The sequence below is a fragment of the Caulobacter sp. DMC95 genome, assembly GCF_056313785.1.
In genome coordinates this window covers 141,405-158,714 of record NZ_JBQUZP010000007.1, presented here as the reverse complement: position 1 = coordinate 158,714, position 17,310 = coordinate 141,405, and the positions used below count along the sequence as shown (strand labels likewise).

Below are 17,310 nucleotides of genomic sequence, written 5' to 3'. Positions count from 1 at the left end.
CTTCTTCCGCCAAGCAGAGGCGTATCAGCGGTCGCCGCGTTGGACGTTGTCCTGCTGATTAGCTTGACCGCTAGGGTTACGCCCCTGTTCAGTCTGGCGCTCGCCGCCCTTCTGCTGTTGCTGTTGATCCGGGGCTCGGCGCTGCTGGTCGCCCTGCTGTTGCTGCGGATTGCGATCTTGTTCGGTCATCGGGCTTCTCCTTTAGCTCACCGCGCGCTTTAAGCGCACGGTAAGAGAACGGCTCCGGACACCCGACGTTCCTCCGGCCAAGTCTCGTAATCTTCAACTAAGCTTCAGTTTTTACTGGCCTTACCGTTAGGCGCGCGCGGTCGATTGAAATCATCGCGTCGGCCGCGATGGCCTTCGCCCTCTGGGCACGAAGAGACTCCCGACCGGCCTCGGCGCGGCAAATTCTCGCCCATCACGTGCGAGTTAAGGTTAAGCCGCACCGATAGAGGGAGAGTGGTGGAATAGATCCAGCGCATCCGACAAACCTCTGAGCCACAAACATAAATTGGGGGGCTGCGGCGGGAGCCTTCCCCGACGCGCAGAGTTAAAACACCATGGCCGATCCCGAAGTTCGGTTTCCCGAAACCTATGTCAGCGGCGTGCCTGTCTGGGCAAAGCGCCGCAAGCGGTCTGGCGTGCACCCGATCGTGAGTGCGTTCGTCCTGCTGCTGGCGCTGTTCGGCGCCGTGGTGATCGGCGCCTCCCTGCGTATGGGGTCTGTCGAAAAGGGCGGCGCGGTCATCGATGGCTGGATCGCGTTCGCTCACAAGCAGTCCACGGCGGTGTTCGGCGACCTGAACGGCGAGCCGACCAAGGTCGAGACACCCGACGCTGAGGTCGAGACGCCTAAGGCCAAGGCTGAAACCCCGGAGACCAAGCCTGAAGCCACGGTCACCCAGTCGGGCCGAAAAGGGGGCAGATATGAGGACCCGACCGAGTCCTCGACGGTGGCGGAATCCTCAGCAGCGCGCTAGAACGCGCGCCCATGAGCACCTCCTCCACGCCCGCTGCAAAGCCCATGGCCGAGATGGCCGCCGAGTTCGGCCTGAAACCCGCCGAATATGACGTTGTCCTCAAGCGCCTGGGCCGTGAGCCCAACCTCGTGGAGCTGGGCGTCTTCTCGGTGATGTGGTCCGAGCACTGCTCGTACAAGTCGTCGAAGAACCAGCTGAAGAAGTTCCCGATCGACGGCCCGCGGGTGATCTGCGGCCCGGGCGAGAACGCCGGCGTGATCGACATCGGCGACGGCGACGCGATCATCTTCAAGATGGAGAGCCACAACCACCCCTCGTACATCGAGCCCTATCAGGGTGCGGCGACGGGCGTGGGCGGCATCATGCGCGACGTCTTCACGATGGGCGCGCGACCGATCGCGCTCTTGAACGCCCTGCGCTTTGGCGATCCCAGCCATCCGAAGACCAAGCGCCTGGTCGACGGCGTGGTCGCCGGCATCGCCGGCTACGGCAACTGCGTGGGCGTGCCCACCGTCGCGGGCGAGACCAACTTCCACAAGGGCTACAATGGCAACATCCTGGTCAACGCCATGTGCGTGGGCCTGGCCAAGGCCGACAGCATCTTCTACTCGGCCGCCCCGGGCCCGGGCCTGGCGGTCGTCTATTTCGGCTCTAAGACCGGCCGCGACGGCATCCACGGCGCGACCATGTCGTCGGCCGAATTCTCCGAGGATTCCGAGGAGAAGCGCCCCACCGTTCAGGTCGGCGACCCCTTCGCCGAAAAGCTGCTGATCGAGGCGACGCTGGAGCTGATGGCCACCGGCGCGGTCGCCGCCATCCAGGACATGGGCGCGGCGGGCCTGACCTCGTCGTCGGTCGAGATGGCCGGCAAGGGCGGCGTCGGCATCGAGCTGAACATGGACATGGTCCCGCAGCGCGAAGAGGGCATGAGCGCCTATGAGATGATGCTGTCGGAAAGCCAGGAGCGCATGCTGGCGGTCCTCAAGCCCGGCCGCGAGAAGGACGGCCACGCCATCTTCGAGAAGTGGGGCCTGGACGCAGCCGTCATCGGCTACACCACTGACACCGGCCGCCTGGTTCTGAAGCATCACGGCGAAACGGTCTGCGACGTGCCGCTGGCCCCGCTGTTCGACGACGCGCCGCTTTATGACCGCCCCTGGGTCCAGCCCGCGCTGCAGCCGCGCCTCGACCCTGCCGCCGTTCCCGCTCCGACCAACTGGAACGAAGCGGTCCTGAAGATCGTCGGCTGCCCGGACATGGCCTCCAAGCGCTGGCTGTGGGAGCAGTACGACCGTCACGTCATGGCCGACACGCTGGAAGACAGCGCCACCGGCTGCGACGCCGGCATCGTGCGCATCCACGGCACGGGCAAGGCCATCGCCGTCACCAGCGACTGCACCCCGCGCTACGTCCAGGCCGACCCGTACGAGGGTGGCAAGCAGGCCGTGGCCGAAGCCTGGCGCAACCTGACGGCCGCCGGCGCCCTGCCGATCGCCATCACCGACAACCTGAACTTCGGCAGCCCCGAAAAGCCCGAGACCATGGGCCAGATCGTCCGCGCCACCGACGGCATGGCCGAGGCCTGCCGCGCGCTGGACTTCCCGGTCGTGTCCGGCAACGTGTCGCTCTACAACGAGACCAACGGCGTCGCCATTCCGCCGACCCCGACCGTCGGCGCCGTGGGCCTGCTCGAGGACTACGACCTGCGCACCGGCTTCGGCAATGTCGCCGAGGGCGATACGTTGGTGCTCGTCGGCGAGACGCGCGGCGAACTGGGCGCCTCGATCTATCTGCGCGAAATCCTGGGACGCGAGGACGGCGCCCCGCCGCCAGTCGATCTGGCGCTGGAGCGCAAGACCGGCGACTTCGTGCGCGGCCTGATCAGCTCGGGCCTCGTGGCGGGCGTCCACGACCTGTCGGACGGCGGACTTCTGGTCGCGGCGGCCGACGTGGCGCTGGCCAGCAAGGTCGGGATCACCCTCAACACCCCCAGTCAGGCGCACGCCCACGCCTATCTGCTGGGCGAGGATCAGGCCCGCTACATGATCGCCACGCCCGACCCGGACGCGGTGCTGGATGCGGCGAAAGAGGCCGGCGTGCACGCCAGCGTCGCCGGCGTCGCTGGCGGTGAAGCGTTCGCATCAGACGGTCTGTTCAGCGTCTCGCTGGAGGCCCTGCGCACCGCGCACGAGGCTTGGCTCCCGGGCTATATGAACGCGCCGAAGGCCTGACGCCTCTAAACCTGGTCGCCGGTCCATGGCTGGCGACCAGGGTTCCGGCGAGGGTCGACACTCGCCGCCAGAAGACACCCTCGCCCTCAGGCTTCCAGCAGGCTTTCCGCGGAAGCCGAGAGCTGAACCGTCAGCCCACCGGGCCCATAGTCCATCTCCACGCCCCCTGCGCCCGTCAGGCCAAGACTGACGAGCCGCGTGCCAAATCCCTTGCGCGAAGGCGGAGACGCAGGTGGTCCGCCCTCCTCGCGCCATTCCATGCGCACCACTGGGCCGTCATGGACCCAGCTGACCCGTACGCGGCCCGCTGGATCGCTCAGAGCGCCGTACTTGATCGCGTTCGTGGTCAACTCATGGACCAGCAAGGATACGTTCTGGGCGATCGGCGCCTTTACGCCCAAAGGCGGACCCTCGATGTGGACGCGCGAGCGCTCGGTCACATTGGCGATTGCAGCCTGGATCAGACCCGCCAGATCCGCGCCGTTCCAGTCTTGCCTCAGCAGGACGTCGTGGGCGGCCGCCAGCGCGTGGACACGATCGTCAAAGCTCCGCACGAGATCGCGCTCGCCGACACCGCGAAGGGTCTGCTGAGCGATGGCCTGTACAAGGGCCAGCGTATTCTTCAAGCGGTGGGTGGTCTCTGCGACCTGCAACTCGCGTTGCCGCTCGGCCATCACCTGTCCGGTCGTCTCTATGGCGATATCAAATATGCCTTCGACCCGATCGCCGTCGCGGAGCGGGCTGTATGAGAAGGTCCAATAGGTGTCTTCCGGAAAGCCGTTTCTGGTCATGACCAGACGCATGTTTTCCATGTAGACTCGCTCGCCGGCCATGGCCTTACGCAGCAATGGCGCAATCTCGTCCCAGACATCGGACCAGACCAGATGGATCGGCTGCCCCAGAGCCGCTGGGTGCCTCGCGCCGAGGAATGGAATATAGGCTGCGTTATAGATCAGCGTTTGTTCGGGTCCCCAGGTCGCACAGGTCGCGAACTCGGTCCCCATCAGGATATCGTAGGTTGTCCGAAGCGCCCCAGGCCAAGTTTCCTTTGGACCTAGCGGCGTCGTTCCCCAATCGAACTGATCTATGCTGTAAGGCAACTCCGCCCCCCCGACGCGGTGTTAGGGCTGGTCCGTAGCATGACTGTTCACCATTGCGAAGGCGCGTGCGAGAGTCTCCCAAAGACTCGTCGGGATCCCCGGTCTGTCTGGCGCCCTAAGCCGCGTGCGACCGTCCCGACCAGCGCGCCACCGCCTCCAGCAGCTTGCCGGGACTGATCGGCTTGCCCAAGTGGTCGTCCATGCCCGCGGCCAGGCAGTTGGCGACCTGTTCAGGCAAGACATTGGCCGTCATGGCGATGATGGGGGTGGAGGCCCCGCGGGCGCCTTCTAGGGCCCGGATTTCGCGGGTGGCGGTCAGGCCGTCCATGACCGGCATCTGCACGTCCATCAGCACCAGATCGTACTGCCCCTGGCGCATGGCCTCGACCCCGGCCACGCCGTCATTGGCGGTCTCGACAGCGACGCCGAAGGGCTCAAGCATCGCGCAGATCAGCTCCCGATTGACCGCATTGTCCTCCACCAGCAGCAGCCGGACATCGGCGTCCGCGTCCAGAGGTGAGGTCTCTTGAGCCTCCTGGGTGGGCAGTTCGGCGAGCGGTCCGCGCACCTCGAACCAGAAGGTCGAGCCCTGCCCCTCGACACTATCGACGCCGATGCGGCCATCCATCCGCTCGATGATACGGCGCGATATCGCCAGCCCGAGACCCGTACCGCCAAAGCGTCGTGACACGGCCGCGTCGGCCTGGGAGAAGCGGTCGAAGATGTTCTCGCGGTGCTCGGGCGCGATACCGATGCCGGTGTCGATGACCTCGCCGCGCAGGACCGCCTCATCGCCTTCCACGGTCTGGCGCAGGGCGACGGTGATGGCGCCGTGAGCGGTGAACTTCACCGCGTTGGACAGGAAGTTCAGCAGCACCTGGCTGAGCCGCGGCCCATCCAGATTCATGGGCCTGACGCCGCGCGGCGTGCGAACATGGATCTCGAGGCCCTTGGCTTCCGCGCGCTCGGCCACTAGGCCGGCGCAGGACGAGGCCATGGCGGCCGGATCGAAAGGCGCGGGGTCCAACTCCAGCCCGCCCGCCTCGAGGCGGGAAAAGTCCAGCACATCATTGACGACGCTGAGCAGGGTGTTGCTGGCGTCAAGGATATGGCCGACCTGTCGGGCGGCGGTCTTGTTCAGATTGCGCGAGCGTCGCAGCACCTCGGCGAAGCCGATGATCGCCGTCAGCGGCGTCCGCAGCTCGTGGGTCATGTTGGCCAGGAAGTCGGACTTGGCCGCCGAGGCCGCCTCGGCCATCTCCAGGGCCTTGGCGATGTCCAGTTCCAGACGCTTGCGTTCGGTGATGTCGCGCGAGGTCACCAGCAGGATGTCCGATCCGTCCCCCAGCAGGGAGTAGGTGCTCTCCAGCCAGATCACCGCTCCGTCCTTGCGGAGGCTCTGGTAGTCGGCGCTGACAGGCTCGCCGCCGGGGGTGAGCTTGCGAATGATGCCCTGCACGCGCTTGAAGTCCGCATCGCTGACCATGGCCTGCGGCGGCAGGGCCATGAACTCTTCGAGCGTGTAGCCGCTGATGCGTTCGATGCTGGGCGAGCTGTAGAGCCGCTCACCTTGGGGAGACCACAGAGCGACGTGATCCGTCAGGTTGTCGCCCAGCAGCCGGTAGAGGCGATCAACCTCGCGATATTTGGCTACGGCGGTCTCGGCCTCTTCGACGGCGCCCTGCTTGGCGTCGAGGCTGGCCTTCAAGTCGGCGTGCATCTCCTCAAGCCGGATCTTCTGGCTGCTCAGCCAATAGGCCAAGGGCGCTGCGATGATCGTGGACAGGACGAGCGTCGTGACGGGCGCGTAGGCGGCGCGATCGTTCAACAGCAGGATGTTGACGACGAAATCCAGCGCCATGGCCACGGCCACGATGAGGCAGACCGCAGGCGCGGCTCTGATAATTCGGGTTCTGACGGCGGTCGGGACGATCGTGCAGCTCCTGGGGTCACCGGAATCACGATGATAGTCCCCAGATTAGGGACAGATGGCCCCTCCAGCCAGACCGGAGACAATCGGTCGCGCCTAGCGGCGGGACAAAAGCGCGGCTAGCGCCCCGCGCTCTTGGCCACCGCGTCCAGCGACGCCTCCAAGGCCAAGCTGGCCTGCACGACCGTCGCCACCGAGCGCTTGAAGAAGTCCTGCGGGATCGTCGCGAAGTCGTCGCTCGGGCGATGGTACTCGGGGTGATCCTCGACGCCAAAATAGACCCACGGCACGCCCTTCTCGACGAAGGCGTAGTGGTCGGACTGGTTGGTCCAGTTGTTCTGCGCGCCGTCAGCGTCGGTGTCGTGGCCCAGCTTCAGAGCCACCGGCGCCGTTGCGGCGACCCGCTCCAGGACCGGGCGCAGAATGGGGAACGCCGATGCGCCGGCGGCGAACAACTCGTTCTTGGTGTTCTTGCTGAGCATGTCGAAGTTGATGTTCAGCACGATCGTCTCCAGTGGGATCGGCGGCGCCGCCGCAAACGCCCGCGCGCCGCGCAGCCCGCTTTCCTCGGCGTCGACCACCGCCAGGATCACGTCGTGCGTCGGCGGCTTGGCCTTGAAGGCCTCGGCCACCGCCAGCAGGCCCGCCACGCCCGAGGCGTTGTCGTCGGCGCCATTGAAGATCTCGCCGTTACGGACGCCCAGGTGGTCGTAGTGCGCGGTGACGACCATGGCCTTGCCTGGCTGGGTCCCGCTGATCCGCGCAATCAAGTTCACGCCCTGCGCCGCCGAACCGTCGCGCTTGGTGAAGGCGAACGTATGCTCAAACCGGTCGCCCACCGGCGCCAGCCCGATCTCACGGAACCGCGAGAGGATATAGGCCCGCGCCTTCTCGGAACCCGGGGTCCCAACGCCGCGCCCCTCCATATCGTCGGCCGACAGGATACGAACGTCATCAAGAGCCTTGTCGCCAGGACCGGCGAAAGCCGGCGAGGCGACGGCCAGGAAGGCGGCGGCGAAAAGACTCAGTGAGTGGCGGGAGATGATCATGGCCGCTACATGCCTCGCCCTGCGTGCCCGGTTCAATTAATTCTCGGTCATCACGATAGTTAACCCTATGACTGGCGCTATCGCGCCACTGCGCCAGGTATGGTTGTTCTTAAGGATTCTCAGCCAGAAAAGCGGCTGAAAGATCGGAGTATTCGTCCCGTGCCCATGTCTCACGCCGAACTCGAAGCCCGTCTGGTCGCGGCGTTTCCGGATTCCGAGATCGTGTTGACGGATCTGGTCGGCGACAACGACCATTGGAAAGCACGGATCGTGTCCCCGGCGTTCAAGGGGCTGCCGCGCGTGCGCCAACACCAGTTGGTCAACCGGGCGCTGGCCGACGTGCTGGGCGGAACCCTGCACGCTCTCGCGCTCGAAACCGCCGCCCCCGCCGAGTAGGAGCCTCAGCACCGTGCGCTATCGTCCCTTCGGAGCAACGGGCATCGCGGTTTCGGCCTTGACGCTGCGCCTGGCCGATAGCTCGCGACTCCGGGCCAATGACTGGCGCGCCCTAGTGTTCACGGCGCTGGAGAACGGCGTCAACAGCTTCCAGATCGACGGCGACTCGCCGGAGATGCTCAAGGGCGCGGGCGAGGCGTTCGCTTCGGTCGAGCGCCACCTGCTGTTCCTGACCTGGCGGATTCGCGGCGACGCGACGCAGCATGGGCGACAGACGCTGGAGCTCCTACGCCGATCGGCCTTCGAGGGCCTGTCGCTGGACTATCTGGACCTCGTGCTGATCAACGACCCGCAATCGGCGTCGCTGCCGGTCGCCTTTGAGGCCGGCCTTCAGGACTTGCAGAAGGCGCGGGCGCTGCGCGGACTGGGGATAGCCAGTCGCGGTGACATTGACCCGGGCCTGCTGGCCAACGACCTGGTCACGGCCATTTCGTCGCCCTACAATCTTTCCTCGGGATGGGCCGAACGCCATCGCATCCGCCAGGCCTCGCAGCATAATTTCGCGGTCATCGGCGAGGACTTCTGGCCCCAGGCCCTGCGCGAAGTCGCCGACAAGGCGCCGCCCAAACCCTCGTTCTGGCAAAGGCGCACCGACCCGCTCGCGGACGTAGGCGGCTATGAGTTCCTGAGCAACACGCCCGGCTGGAGCGCCGAGGACATCTGCCTCGGCTACGCCCTGACCGAGCCGTCGCTGGCGACGGTGCGGATCACCGCCGATACCCGCCAGGAGATCGAGCGCCTGGCCGCCGTGGTCGAGCGTGACCTGCCCACCGGCGTCTGCGCCCAGATCGAGATGGCCCGCTTCTCGGCTCAAGAACGCGAGAAGGCCGCCCACCGGACTTGACCCCGGCCCGCACGGCGCCTAGCTGACAGAAGCACTCTAGGATACCGCCATGACCGACGCCGCCGCCTCCCCCGCCCTGGACTTCATCGCCAAGACCGTCGCCGACCATCCGGTGGTGGTGTTCATGAAGGGCGTGCCGGACCAGCCGCGCTGCGGCTTTTCCTCTGTGGTGGTGCAGATCCTGGATCACCTAGGCGTCGAGTTCGTCGGCGTCGACGTGCTGCAGGACGACGACCTGCGCCAGGGCATCAAGACCTTCACCGACTGGCCGACCATTCCCCAGCTCTACGTGAAGGGTGAATTCATCGGCGGCAGCGACATCATCCGCGAGATGTTCCAGTCGGGCGAACTGAAGACCTTCCTGACCGAACAGGGCGTGCTCGCCGCCTAAGGCGCGACATGAGCCGCCTTTTTGTCCCGCCCTCGGACGCCTACGCCCTGACCTTCACGCCCAAGGCGTCGGATATCGACGCCAACGGCCACGTCAACAACGTGGTCTATCTGGGGTGGGCGCAGGATCTGGCCATCACCCACTGGGACGCCTGGACCACGCCTGAGGAGCGCGCGCCCTGGAGTTGGGTCGCGCGCCGTCACGAGGTCGACTATCGCCGCGAGCTTCTGCCCGGCGAAACCGCCACGGGCTATACTTGGGTGGGCGAGCTGAAGGGTCCGCGCTTTGAGCGCTACATCCGCATCGATGGGCCCGACGGCGAAATGTGCGCCCAGGTCCGCACCGACTGGGTGCTGATCGACATCGCCGCCAAGCGCCCCGCCCGCGTACTGCCCTGGATGATCGAGCGCTTCACGCCGAAAGGTTAGGGCCGCGCGGCGGAATGGTCGCTTCCTCGGCAGGCCGATAGACCTTCAATATCCGAAGACCCTTGCAGCCAGAGCAATAGCCCAGCGTGTGTTTGGCTCCGGAAGCGCCGTAGCGAACGCCGCCGACGGCAGCCAGAGACTTTTGCCGGCCGCAGGCCGTGCAGCGGATTCTCCACTCGGCCGTCTCTCGCTGGACATCGGCCGCCAGGCGCCCGAACGCCTCTGAGATCCATTTGATCATTCCCGCTCCCACGGAACCTTGGCTAGCGGAAGGACGGGTTCGCAACCTTGAACCGTTCACCGCGCCGCAGGCCCAGCTCGTTGTAGCTGAACTCAAGAATGACCACCCCGGCCTTACCGAACCGGCAGGTCTCCAGGCGCCGCCGGGCAAAGGCTAGCACTGCGATGCCCTGGGTGCGATCAAGATGGCAGACGACGTCCGCTCTGACCGTGCAACCCGCAGAGGCCAAACGTACGGTCAAGCCGTCGCGCCCGGCTATCACATCAACCGGTTCAAGCTCCGGCCACCTCTGATCCGACGCGATCACGCTGGGCCTTGTGACGCAGCCGGCGGCCGTTAAAGCCAAGCCGGTCCATAGAAGCCCTCTGCGTGACAGCGCGCCGATCATACGTCCTCGAGGTTGTTCGGACGCAAGGATCGCCGAAGGAGCGCTCGCTGACCAGAGGCCGGGTTAGCCCCAGGGGCCCTGCTCGTGCGAGCCGCCGCTCAGCGGCACGCTGGACGAAGCCGACGCGACCACCGCCGGACGACGGGCCCCACGCTCCACGCCCAGGCGCATCAGGGCCTCGACGCGGTTGTGCGTGGCCGGGTGGGTCGAGAACAGGTTGTCGGCGCCCTTCCCGGCCAGCGGATTGATGATGAACATACGGGCGGTGGCCGGATTACGCTCTGCCTGGACGTTCTCGTAGCCGCCGCGGGCGTAGGCTTCGATCTTCTCCAGCGCGCGCGCCAGGGACTCCGAATCGCCGGCGATCTGCGCGCCGATCCGATCAGCCTCGTACTCGCGGGCGCGGCTGATGGCCATCTGCACCAGCATGGCCGCGATCGGGGCCAGGATGGCGATCAGGATCGCCCCAACCAGGCCGCCCAGACCACCACCATTGCCCTCTTCGTCGCGCGAACCGCCGAAGAAGAAGGCGAAATTGGCCAGGGCCGAGATAGCGCCGGCGATGGTCGCAGTCACGGTCATGACCAGGGTGTCGCGGTTCTTCACGTGCGCCAGCTCGTGGGCCATGACGCCGCGGATCTCTTCGCGCGTCAGAAGCTGCAGCAGGCCGGTGCTGGCGGCGACGGCGGCGTGGTCGGGATCGCGGCCGGTGGCGAAGGCGTTGGGCTGAGCGCTGTCGATCACCGTGATGCGCGGACGCGGCAGGCCCGCCGAGCGGGCCATTTCGACGGTGTCGATCACATAGTTGCGGATCAGCGGCTCGGGGTGGCTCTCATCGACCTCGACCGCGCCGTAGGTGCGCAACACGATCTTGTCGGCGTTCCAGTACGAGAACGCGTTCATCGCCAGGGCGAAGACCAGGGCGATCATCATGCCGGTGGCGCCGCCGATCAGGAACCCTGCGCCCATGAACAGCGCGGTCAGGCCCGCCAGCAGCATGTAGGTCTTGAAGTGGTTCATCGTCTTTCGTCAGTCGAAGATGTCGAACAGGTCGAAACGCTTTTTCTTGTGATGGCCGTAGGAACCGTGACGGCGATAGTCGTCGTCATCGTGGCGCTTGTGACCGTGGCTGTGGCCATGATCGTGGTGGTGATCGGGACGGCTGTATGGCTTGGGCTGGCCGTAGACCGCCTGGGTCTCGTCGCGCTCCATGGCCATCAACTTCTCAAGCTCGCCGCGGTCCAGCCAGACGCCCCGGCAACGCGGGCACATGTCGAACTCGACGCTGGCGCGCTGAACAGCCTGCATCGAGGCGTCGCAGTTGGGGCACATCAGAAGCGGCATTCAGAACCTCCGGTCCAAAAAGGATGCTCGGGTGTTCTCGATGTGAGGCGGCGCCTTTTGGGGAGGGGGGCTAGGCGGCCGGACCCAAGACATCGAGAACACCCGATGCGGTCCGACATCACGAGCACTTGCATTGCTCGCCAGAGGGGCCCGGTCCCGCTGAACCGCAATTAGGCGCCCGCGCGATCCGGTTCAAGGCCTTGGCGCAACAAAAAAGGCCCCGGATTGCTCCGGGGCCTTTTCCGTATCTCTTCGGATCCGACGCTTACGAAGCGTAGAATTCGACGACGAGGTTCGGTTCCATCTTCACCGGATACGGAACTTCCGAGAGTTCCGGAGCGCGGACGAAGGTGGCCGACAGGCTCTTGGCGTCGACCGAGACGTACTCGGCGAAGTCACGCTCGTTCGAGGCGACGGCTTCGAGGACCAGAGCCATGTTGCGCGACTTTTCGCGGACCTGGATCACGTCGCCGGCCTTGCAGCGGTACGACGGGATGTTCACGCGCTTGCCGTTCACGGTCACGTGGCCGTGGTTCACGAACTGGCGGGCGGCGAAAACGGTCGGCACGAACTTGGCGCGATAGACGATGGCGTCCAGGCGCGACTCGAGCAGAGCGATCAGGTTCTCCGAGGTGTTACCCTTGCGACGGGCGGCTTCCTCGTAGGTGCGCGAGAATTGCTTCTCGGTCAGGTTACCGTAGTAGCCCTTCAGCTTTTGCTTGGCGCGCAGCTGCAGACCGAAGTCCGAAACCTTGCTCTTACGACGCTGGCCGTGTTGGCCCGGGCCGTACGAACGCGAGTTGACCGGGGACTTCGGACGGCCCCACAGGTTTTCACCCATGCGGCGGTCGATCTTGTACTTGGCGCTATGGCGCTTCGACATAGTCGTTCTTTCAATTCGATCCGGGCCGGCTCCCCTTTCGAGGCGCGATCGCAACGGCGGCTTCGGGTCAATCCGTCATAAGGTCATCGCGCCGCGCGGCGAGCCGGCGGCGTGAAGGGCTGGCTTATGGGGGAGCAGCGGCGGGGAGTCAATGTTCCGCCGCGCCCGCCCACAACCCTACGGCCGCACCAGCGGATTACGCAGGCGGATCTGGCCGCCGCGCTCGACGCCGAACGCGTCCAGCGGATAGCGCAGCTCGACGCCCTCCGGCAGCAGCGCCTTGCAGTTGTCGGGGCGCTTGCGGACGAAGGTGAAGCTGGTCAGGCCGTCGCGACGCTGGGTGTCGACGGAGAAGTCCTCCTGCCGGGTGCAGCCGTTGGAGCTGACGCGCACCACCAGATCGGCGCCGTCGACCCGTGCGCCGAACAGCGCCTCCATTGACCGGTCGCCGGCCTGGGCGTTGACGGAGACATTCGGATGGCTGTCATCGGCGTCGATGATCACACAGGCCGAGGTGCTCAGGCCCAGGGCGATGACGGCGGCGAGCGATGCGAGTTTCATGCTGGTGTCCCCTCTTTTTGGTCAGCTTGACCGGGAAGGGAGCGCCCGCCGCCTGAACCCAGGATGAATTACGGAAAAGTCACGACCACACACGCCCTCGCCAATCAGAGACCGGCGTTATTTCAATCGCGACTTCACCCCAGACGTGCATTACAGTGACGCTCGCCACTGAGGGGGAGCGCCATGGCCGTATCCGATCAAGAGCTCAATACTGCGGTCGCCATCACCGGACGGTTCGAGAACGCTGGTGATCCGTGGCGTGGTGTGACCGGCGACTTCGACGGCATGGGCGTTTCCTGCGGCGTGCTGCAGTGGAACATCGGGTCAGCCTCGCTGCAGCCCATGGTCAAGGCCGTGGGGCGACCCGTGGTGCTGCGCGAAGCGCCCACGATCGGCGCGGATCTGTGGAAGGCCTGCAACAGCGGGGTCGCGACCGGCCTCGCTATCGTCCGTAGCTGGCAGACGGGAACCAAGCTTAAAGCGATCCCGGCGCGGGAGCTGGCGAGCCTGATGGGCTCACCCGAAATGAAGGCGCAGCAGACCAGCCGCATCCGGGTTGTCGCGGAGAGGGCCGACGTGCTGGCCGACAGCTGGGCCAAGGCGGCGGGGCGAAACGCGCGGACGCTGCGCGAACTGGTCTGGTTCTTCGACCTGGTGACCCAGAACGGCGGGCTAAAGGGGCTGACCCTGGCCGATGTTCGCGCCTTCATCCAGACCTCGACACCCGGCCGCGCCGACGATGTGGTCTGCGACTGGCTGCTGGCCGCGCCGGCGGCGTGGTGGGGGCGCCTGGACTGCATCAAGAACGCCGGGCTCTGGCGCGACAAGGTCACGCCCGCCCAGCTCGAACTCTTCGCCCTCAGCTACCTGCGCTCAGGGCTCAGCAACAGCAAGGCCCGGGGGGTGGTGATGAACCGCAAGGGTGCTCTAGCGATCGGCAAGGGTTGGGTGAACAGCCAGCTCTTTGACTTCAGCGGGCAACTTGACGGCTAGAGCCGCTCCGCGTGCCAGGCTACGTGGTCGCCGATGAAGGTCGAGATGAAGAAGTAGCTGTGGTCGTAGCCCTCCTGACGGCGGATGGTGACTTTGCGGCCGCCCTCGGCGGCGGCGGCTTCGATCAGCTCGGGCTTCAGCTGGCTCTCCAGGAAGCTGTCGGCGAGGCCCTGGTCAATCAGAATGTCGTCGAAGCTCTCCCCCTTGCCGTCCTCGATCAGGGCGCAGGCGTCGTAGGGCCGCCAGGCGGCGCGGTCCGGGCCCAGGTATGCGCTCAGCGCCTTGTCGCCCCAGGGGCAGTTCAACGGCGAGACGATCGGCGAGAACGCGCTGACCGACTTGAACAGGTCCGGATGCTTCAGCGCGATCGTCAGCGCGCCATGGCCGCCCATCGAGTGACCGAAGATTCCCTTGCGCGCGCCGTCCAGCGGAAACGCCCCCTCGACGGCCATGAGCAGGTCGCCGGTGACGTAGGAATGCATCATGAAGTGCGGCGCCCAAGGCGTCTGGGTGGCGTCGACATAGAAGCCCGCCCCCTGACCGAGGTCGTAGGCCGGATCGTCAGCCACGCCCTCGCCGCGCGGACTGGTGTCGGGCGCCACGATGGCGATCCCGTGCTGGGCGGCGTGGGCGTAGACGCCCGACTTCACTGTGAAGTTGTCCTCAGTGCAGGTCAGTCCCGACAGCCAGATGAGATACGGAAACGGCCCCTCGCCGTCAGGCGCCCACACCGTGAATTTCATCGGCGTCCCGGTGCTGGTCGAGGCGTGCTTGCAGTAGCGGAGGGTTCCGCCATGGACGCGATGGGTGGAGAGGGTTTCGACGGTCATGGGGAACTCCCGAGGAACGCCCCCTCCACCGCTTCGCGGTCCCCCTCCCCCGCGCGCGGGGGAGGATGAGAAGGCCGGTCAATTTTCATCCTCCCTCGTGAAACGGGGGAGGTGGCGCGGCGCGGCCACGCGCCGTGACGGAGGGGGCGTCGACGCCTCTAACTAGAACGTCACCACGGTGCGGATGCTCTCACCCGCGTGCATCAGATCAAACGCCTTGTTGATCTCTTCCAACGGCAGGACGTGGGTGATCATCGGGTCGATCTGGATCTTCCCGTCCATGTACCAGTCGACGATCTTCGGCGTGTCGGTGCGGCCGCGCGCACCGCCGAAGGCAGTCCCCTTCCAGACGCGGCCAGTGACCAGCTGGAACGGACGGGTCGAGATTTCCTTCCCCGCCTCGGCAACGCCGATGATGATGCTCTCGCCCCAGCCGCGGTGGCAGGCTTCGAGCGCCGTGCGCATGACGCCGGTGTTGCCGGTGGCGTCGAAGGTGTAGTCCGCGCCGCCGTCGGTCAGGGCCACCAGATGCGCGACCAGATCGCCTTGGACGTCCTTGGGATTGACGAAGTGAGTCATGCCGAACTTGCGGCCCCATTCTTCGCGGTCCGGATTGATGTCGACGCCGACGATCATATTGGCGCCGACCAGCTTGGCGCCCTGGATGACGTTCAGGCCGATGCCGCCCAGGCCGAAGACGATGACGTTGGCGCCGGGCTCGACCTTGGCGGTGTTGGTCACCGCGCCGACCCCCGTCGTGACCCCACAACCGCAATAGCAGGCGGTCTTGAACGGCGCGTCCTTGCGGATCTTGGCGACCGCGATCTCGGGCAGCACCGTGTAGTTCGAGAAGGTCGAGCAGCCCATGTAGTGGTAGATCGGCTGGCCCTTGTACGAAAAGCGGCTCGTCCCATCGGGCATCAGGCCCTTGCCCTGGGTGGCGCGGATCGCCGTGCACAGGTTGGTCTTGCCCGACAGGCAGCTTTTGCACTGGCGGCATTCGGGCGTGTAGAGCGGGATCACGTGATCGCCGACCGCCACCGAGGTGACGCCAGCCCCAACCTCGACCACCACGCCCGCGCCCTCATGGCCCAGGATCGAGGGGAAGATGCCTTCGCTGTCAAAGCCGTCGAGGGTGTAGGCGTCGGTATGGCAGACGCCGGTCGCCCTGATCTCGACCATCACCTCGCCGGCCTTGGGCCCTTCGAGGTCGACCTCGACAATCTCCAGCGGCTTTTTGGCTTCGAAAGCGACGGCGGCGCGGGTCTTCATCGAGAGGTCTCCTCAGAAACGAGTCGGCGCGACTTTGCCGCCGTGCGGGGCCCGGGTCGAGCCCTGATCAGGCCTTCGTCACCGCCGGAACGCGGAAGCGACCGTCCAGCATCTCAGCCTTTGGCAGATAGGCCCGCAGGAACAGCGCAAACGGACCAGACTTGGGCGCCGGCAGCCAGTTGGCGGTCTTGTCGCCGCCCGGATCCGTGCGGCCGATCCAGATATCCAACGTCCCATCGGCGTTGCGTTTCAGACCCTGGGTGCGGTCGCCGATCGTGTAGCGGTGGATCGGGTTGTCGGTGAAGAAGAACTGACCGTCCGCTGTCGCCTCGTACATCGACAGCGACCAGAAGCCGTCCAACGGCAGTTGCGCCGGCATGGTCAGGCGGTACGGACCATCGCCGGTGAAGGTCCCCGCGCCGTCGTCGCCGGCCGCCTTCATGTAGAGGGCCTCGGCGACGGGCAGCGCGCCCAGTCCCTGCAGCGCGACGATGGCGCGGTAGATGTAGTCCTGGCCGTAGTCGCCCAGGTTAGGACGCGGATAGGACCAGCCGTTGACGAAGGTCTGCCGCCCCTGAGCCAGGAGAGCAATCATCCGCGCCTGCTGGACGCCCTTCGCTGCAGCAACCTCGTCGTAGGGTCCCGCCCCGAGGAACGCCGCCGCGCGCTTGAGAATACGCAGGTCGGTGGGCGGGGCGGGATCGCTGGTCAGCAGCGCGCGCGCCGTGGCGAAGTAGTCGGCCGGCTGGGCGTCGCGCGCGGCGTAGGCGGCGACCGGCGCCGGCGGCGCGCCCTTGAGGCCGAAGCCGTCCTGCGCCTTGTGGGCCGCCGCCAGGTCTTCGCCGCCGTCGGTAAGGGTGCGGATCAGCAGCCAGGCATGCGGCGTGGCGATGCGGGTGGGGTTCGGGCCGCTCGACGCCTGGCCGGGCCCGACCAGGGTGAAGGTTCCACCTTCTCCGCCGACGGTCCGCGTACTGAGGACGACATTGTTGTTGGTGAACATGTCCATCACCGCCACCGAGTAGTAGCGCTTGCCGAGCGGCGGGATGGTCAGGGTCGCGGGGCCCTTCGTAAGGTCCAGGAAAGCTGACGAGTAGAGCGTGTCGTTATTGGGCGTGGTCACCCAGCGGGCCTTATGGTCCGACAAGGTCCGGGTGTGAGACAGAGTGTTGATCGCCGCGCCGGGACTCTTGAGCAGCCGTGCGCGCGTCGTAGCCATCTCAATGAGGGGCAAAGCGTACAGATAGGCGTCCCGCGCCGCCAAGGGGTCGCTTTCAGCAGCCTGGACCGCCGACACCAAGGTGGGCGACAGGCCCAGCGCGCCGGCCATGGCCAGCCATTCCCGACGGTTCATGCCGCCCTCCCCAACATCTGTTTGAGGACAGT

The 17,310-nt window shown here is 66.1% G+C and carries 19 protein-coding genes; 7 read left to right on the top strand and 12 right to left on the bottom strand.

Annotated features, from left to right (window positions below):
• Nucleotides 1–24: 24 nt before the first annotated feature.
• Nucleotides 25–189, bottom strand: a complete 165-nt coding sequence (locus ACT53N_RS16440; RefSeq protein ID WP_476064902.1) for a hypothetical protein — start codon at nt 187–189, stop codon at nt 25–27.
• A 374-nt stretch (nt 190–563) separates the two neighbouring features.
• Between ACT53N_RS16440 and ACT53N_RS16435 the strand changes: the two genes are divergently transcribed.
• Both ACT53N_RS16435 and purL read left to right on the top strand, forming a co-directional pair.
• Nucleotides 564–983: a hypothetical protein gene (locus tag ACT53N_RS16435; RefSeq protein ID WP_476064901.1), complete on the top strand. Its 420-nt coding sequence runs from the start codon at nt 564–566 to the stop codon at nt 981–983.
• An 11-nt stretch (nt 984–994) separates the two neighbouring features.
• Nucleotides 995–3,214, top strand: coding sequence for a phosphoribosylformylglycinamidine synthase subunit PurL (gene purL / locus ACT53N_RS16430; protein WP_476064900.1), 2,220 nt, complete (start codon nt 995–997; stop codon nt 3,212–3,214).
• Nucleotides 3,215–3,300: 86 nt separating this feature from the next.
• Here the strand turns inward: purL and ACT53N_RS16425 are convergent, their stop codons facing one another.
• From ACT53N_RS16425 to ACT53N_RS16415, 3 genes are all read right to left on the bottom strand, one after another.
• The gene (locus tag ACT53N_RS16425) at nt 3,301–4,218 is read right to left on the bottom strand and encodes a sensor histidine kinase (protein WP_476064899.1); all 918 of its coding nucleotides are present in this window, start codon (nt 4,216–4,218) and stop codon (nt 3,301–3,303) included.
• 211 nt (nt 4,219–4,429) lie between these two features.
• Entirely contained in the window at nt 4,430–6,247 is a 1,818-nt protein-coding gene (locus ACT53N_RS16420; protein ID WP_476064980.1) for a PAS domain-containing hybrid sensor histidine kinase/response regulator, read from the bottom strand.
• A gap of 116 nt (nt 6,248–6,363) precedes the next feature.
• Complete coding sequence (locus tag ACT53N_RS16415; protein WP_476064898.1) at nt 6,364–7,293, bottom strand: M20/M25/M40 family metallo-hydrolase; 930 nt, start codon at nt 7,291–7,293, stop codon at nt 6,364–6,366.
• Between the two features lie 159 nt (nt 7,294–7,452).
• Between ACT53N_RS16415 and ACT53N_RS16410 the strand changes: the two genes are divergently transcribed.
• Genes ACT53N_RS16410 through ACT53N_RS16395 form a run of 4 tightly spaced genes read left to right on the top strand, consistent with a single transcriptional unit; the run spans nt 7,453 to nt 9,412 of the window.
• Entirely contained in the window at nt 7,453–7,689 is a 237-nt protein-coding gene (locus ACT53N_RS16410) for a BolA family transcriptional regulator (protein WP_268068252.1), read from the top strand.
• Between the two features lie 13 nt (nt 7,690–7,702).
• The gene (locus tag ACT53N_RS16405) at nt 7,703–8,593 is read left to right on the top strand and encodes an aldo-keto reductase family protein (RefSeq protein ID WP_476064897.1); all 891 of its coding nucleotides are present in this window, start codon (nt 7,703–7,705) and stop codon (nt 8,591–8,593) included.
• A 49-nt stretch (nt 8,594–8,642) separates the two neighbouring features.
• Nucleotides 8,643–8,984, top strand: a complete 342-nt coding sequence (gene grxD, locus ACT53N_RS16400) for a Grx4 family monothiol glutaredoxin (protein WP_476064896.1) — start codon at nt 8,643–8,645, stop codon at nt 8,982–8,984.
• A gap of 8 nt (nt 8,985–8,992) precedes the next feature.
• Entirely contained in the window at nt 8,993–9,412 is a 420-nt protein-coding gene (locus tag ACT53N_RS16395) for an acyl-CoA thioesterase (protein WP_476064895.1), read from the top strand.
• Nucleotides 9,413–9,675: 263 nt separating this feature from the next.
• Here ACT53N_RS16395 and ACT53N_RS16390 read toward each other — a convergent pair whose 3' ends face one another.
• The 5 genes from ACT53N_RS16390 to ACT53N_RS16370 all read right to left on the bottom strand — a co-directional run bounded on the left by ACT53N_RS16390 (nt 9,676) and on the right by ACT53N_RS16370 (nt 12,829).
• A complete protein-coding gene (locus ACT53N_RS16390) occupies nt 9,676–9,894 on the bottom strand; it encodes a hypothetical protein (protein WP_476064894.1) in 219 nt (72 codons plus the stop codon).
• Between the two features lie 210 nt (nt 9,895–10,104).
• The gene (gene htpX / locus ACT53N_RS16385) at nt 10,105–11,061 is read right to left on the bottom strand and encodes a zinc metalloprotease HtpX (protein ID WP_476064893.1); all 957 of its coding nucleotides are present in this window, start codon (nt 11,059–11,061) and stop codon (nt 10,105–10,107) included.
• 9 nt (nt 11,062–11,070) lie between these two features.
• Nucleotides 11,071–11,385 carry a TFIIB-type zinc ribbon-containing protein gene (locus tag ACT53N_RS16380; RefSeq protein ID WP_476064892.1) on the bottom strand — a complete coding sequence of 105 codons (315 nt, stop codon included), beginning with the start codon at nt 11,383–11,385 and terminating at the stop codon, nt 11,071–11,073.
• Nucleotides 11,386–11,650: 265 nt separating this feature from the next.
• Nucleotides 11,651–12,268, bottom strand: a complete 618-nt coding sequence (rpsD, locus tag ACT53N_RS16375) for a 30S ribosomal protein S4 (RefSeq protein ID WP_010920368.1) — start codon at nt 12,266–12,268, stop codon at nt 11,651–11,653.
• Between the two features lie 177 nt (nt 12,269–12,445).
• A complete protein-coding gene (locus ACT53N_RS16370) occupies nt 12,446–12,829 on the bottom strand; it encodes a hypothetical protein (protein ID WP_476064891.1) in 384 nt (127 codons plus the stop codon).
• A 183-nt stretch (nt 12,830–13,012) separates the two neighbouring features.
• Here ACT53N_RS16370 and ACT53N_RS16365 point away from each other — a divergent pair, with 183 nt between their 5' ends.
• A complete protein-coding gene (locus ACT53N_RS16365; RefSeq protein WP_476064890.1) occupies nt 13,013–13,822 on the top strand; it encodes a hypothetical protein in 810 nt (269 codons plus the stop codon).
• On the opposite strand, the gene fghA is transcribed toward ACT53N_RS16365, so the two are convergent.
• The 3 genes from fghA to ACT53N_RS16350 all read right to left on the bottom strand — a co-directional run bounded on the left by fghA (nt 13,819) and on the right by ACT53N_RS16350 (nt 17,278).
• On the bottom strand, nt 13,819–14,652 hold the full coding sequence (gene fghA / locus ACT53N_RS16360; protein WP_476064889.1) for an S-formylglutathione hydrolase: 834 nt from the start codon (nt 14,650–14,652) through the stop codon (nt 13,819–13,821). The two genes, ACT53N_RS16365 and fghA, sit on opposite strands and share 4 nt — an antisense overlap.
• A 162-nt stretch (nt 14,653–14,814) precedes the next feature.
• Nucleotides 14,815–15,924 carry an S-(hydroxymethyl)glutathione dehydrogenase/class III alcohol dehydrogenase gene (locus tag ACT53N_RS16355; RefSeq protein WP_476064888.1) on the bottom strand — a complete coding sequence of 370 codons (1,110 nt, stop codon included), beginning with the start codon at nt 15,922–15,924 and terminating at the stop codon, nt 14,815–14,817.
• A gap of 67 nt (nt 15,925–15,991) precedes the next feature.
• The gene (locus ACT53N_RS16350) at nt 15,992–17,278 is read right to left on the bottom strand and encodes a DUF1254 domain-containing protein (protein WP_476064887.1); all 1,287 of its coding nucleotides are present in this window, start codon (nt 17,276–17,278) and stop codon (nt 15,992–15,994) included.
• Between the last annotated feature and the right edge of the window lie 32 nt (nt 17,279–17,310).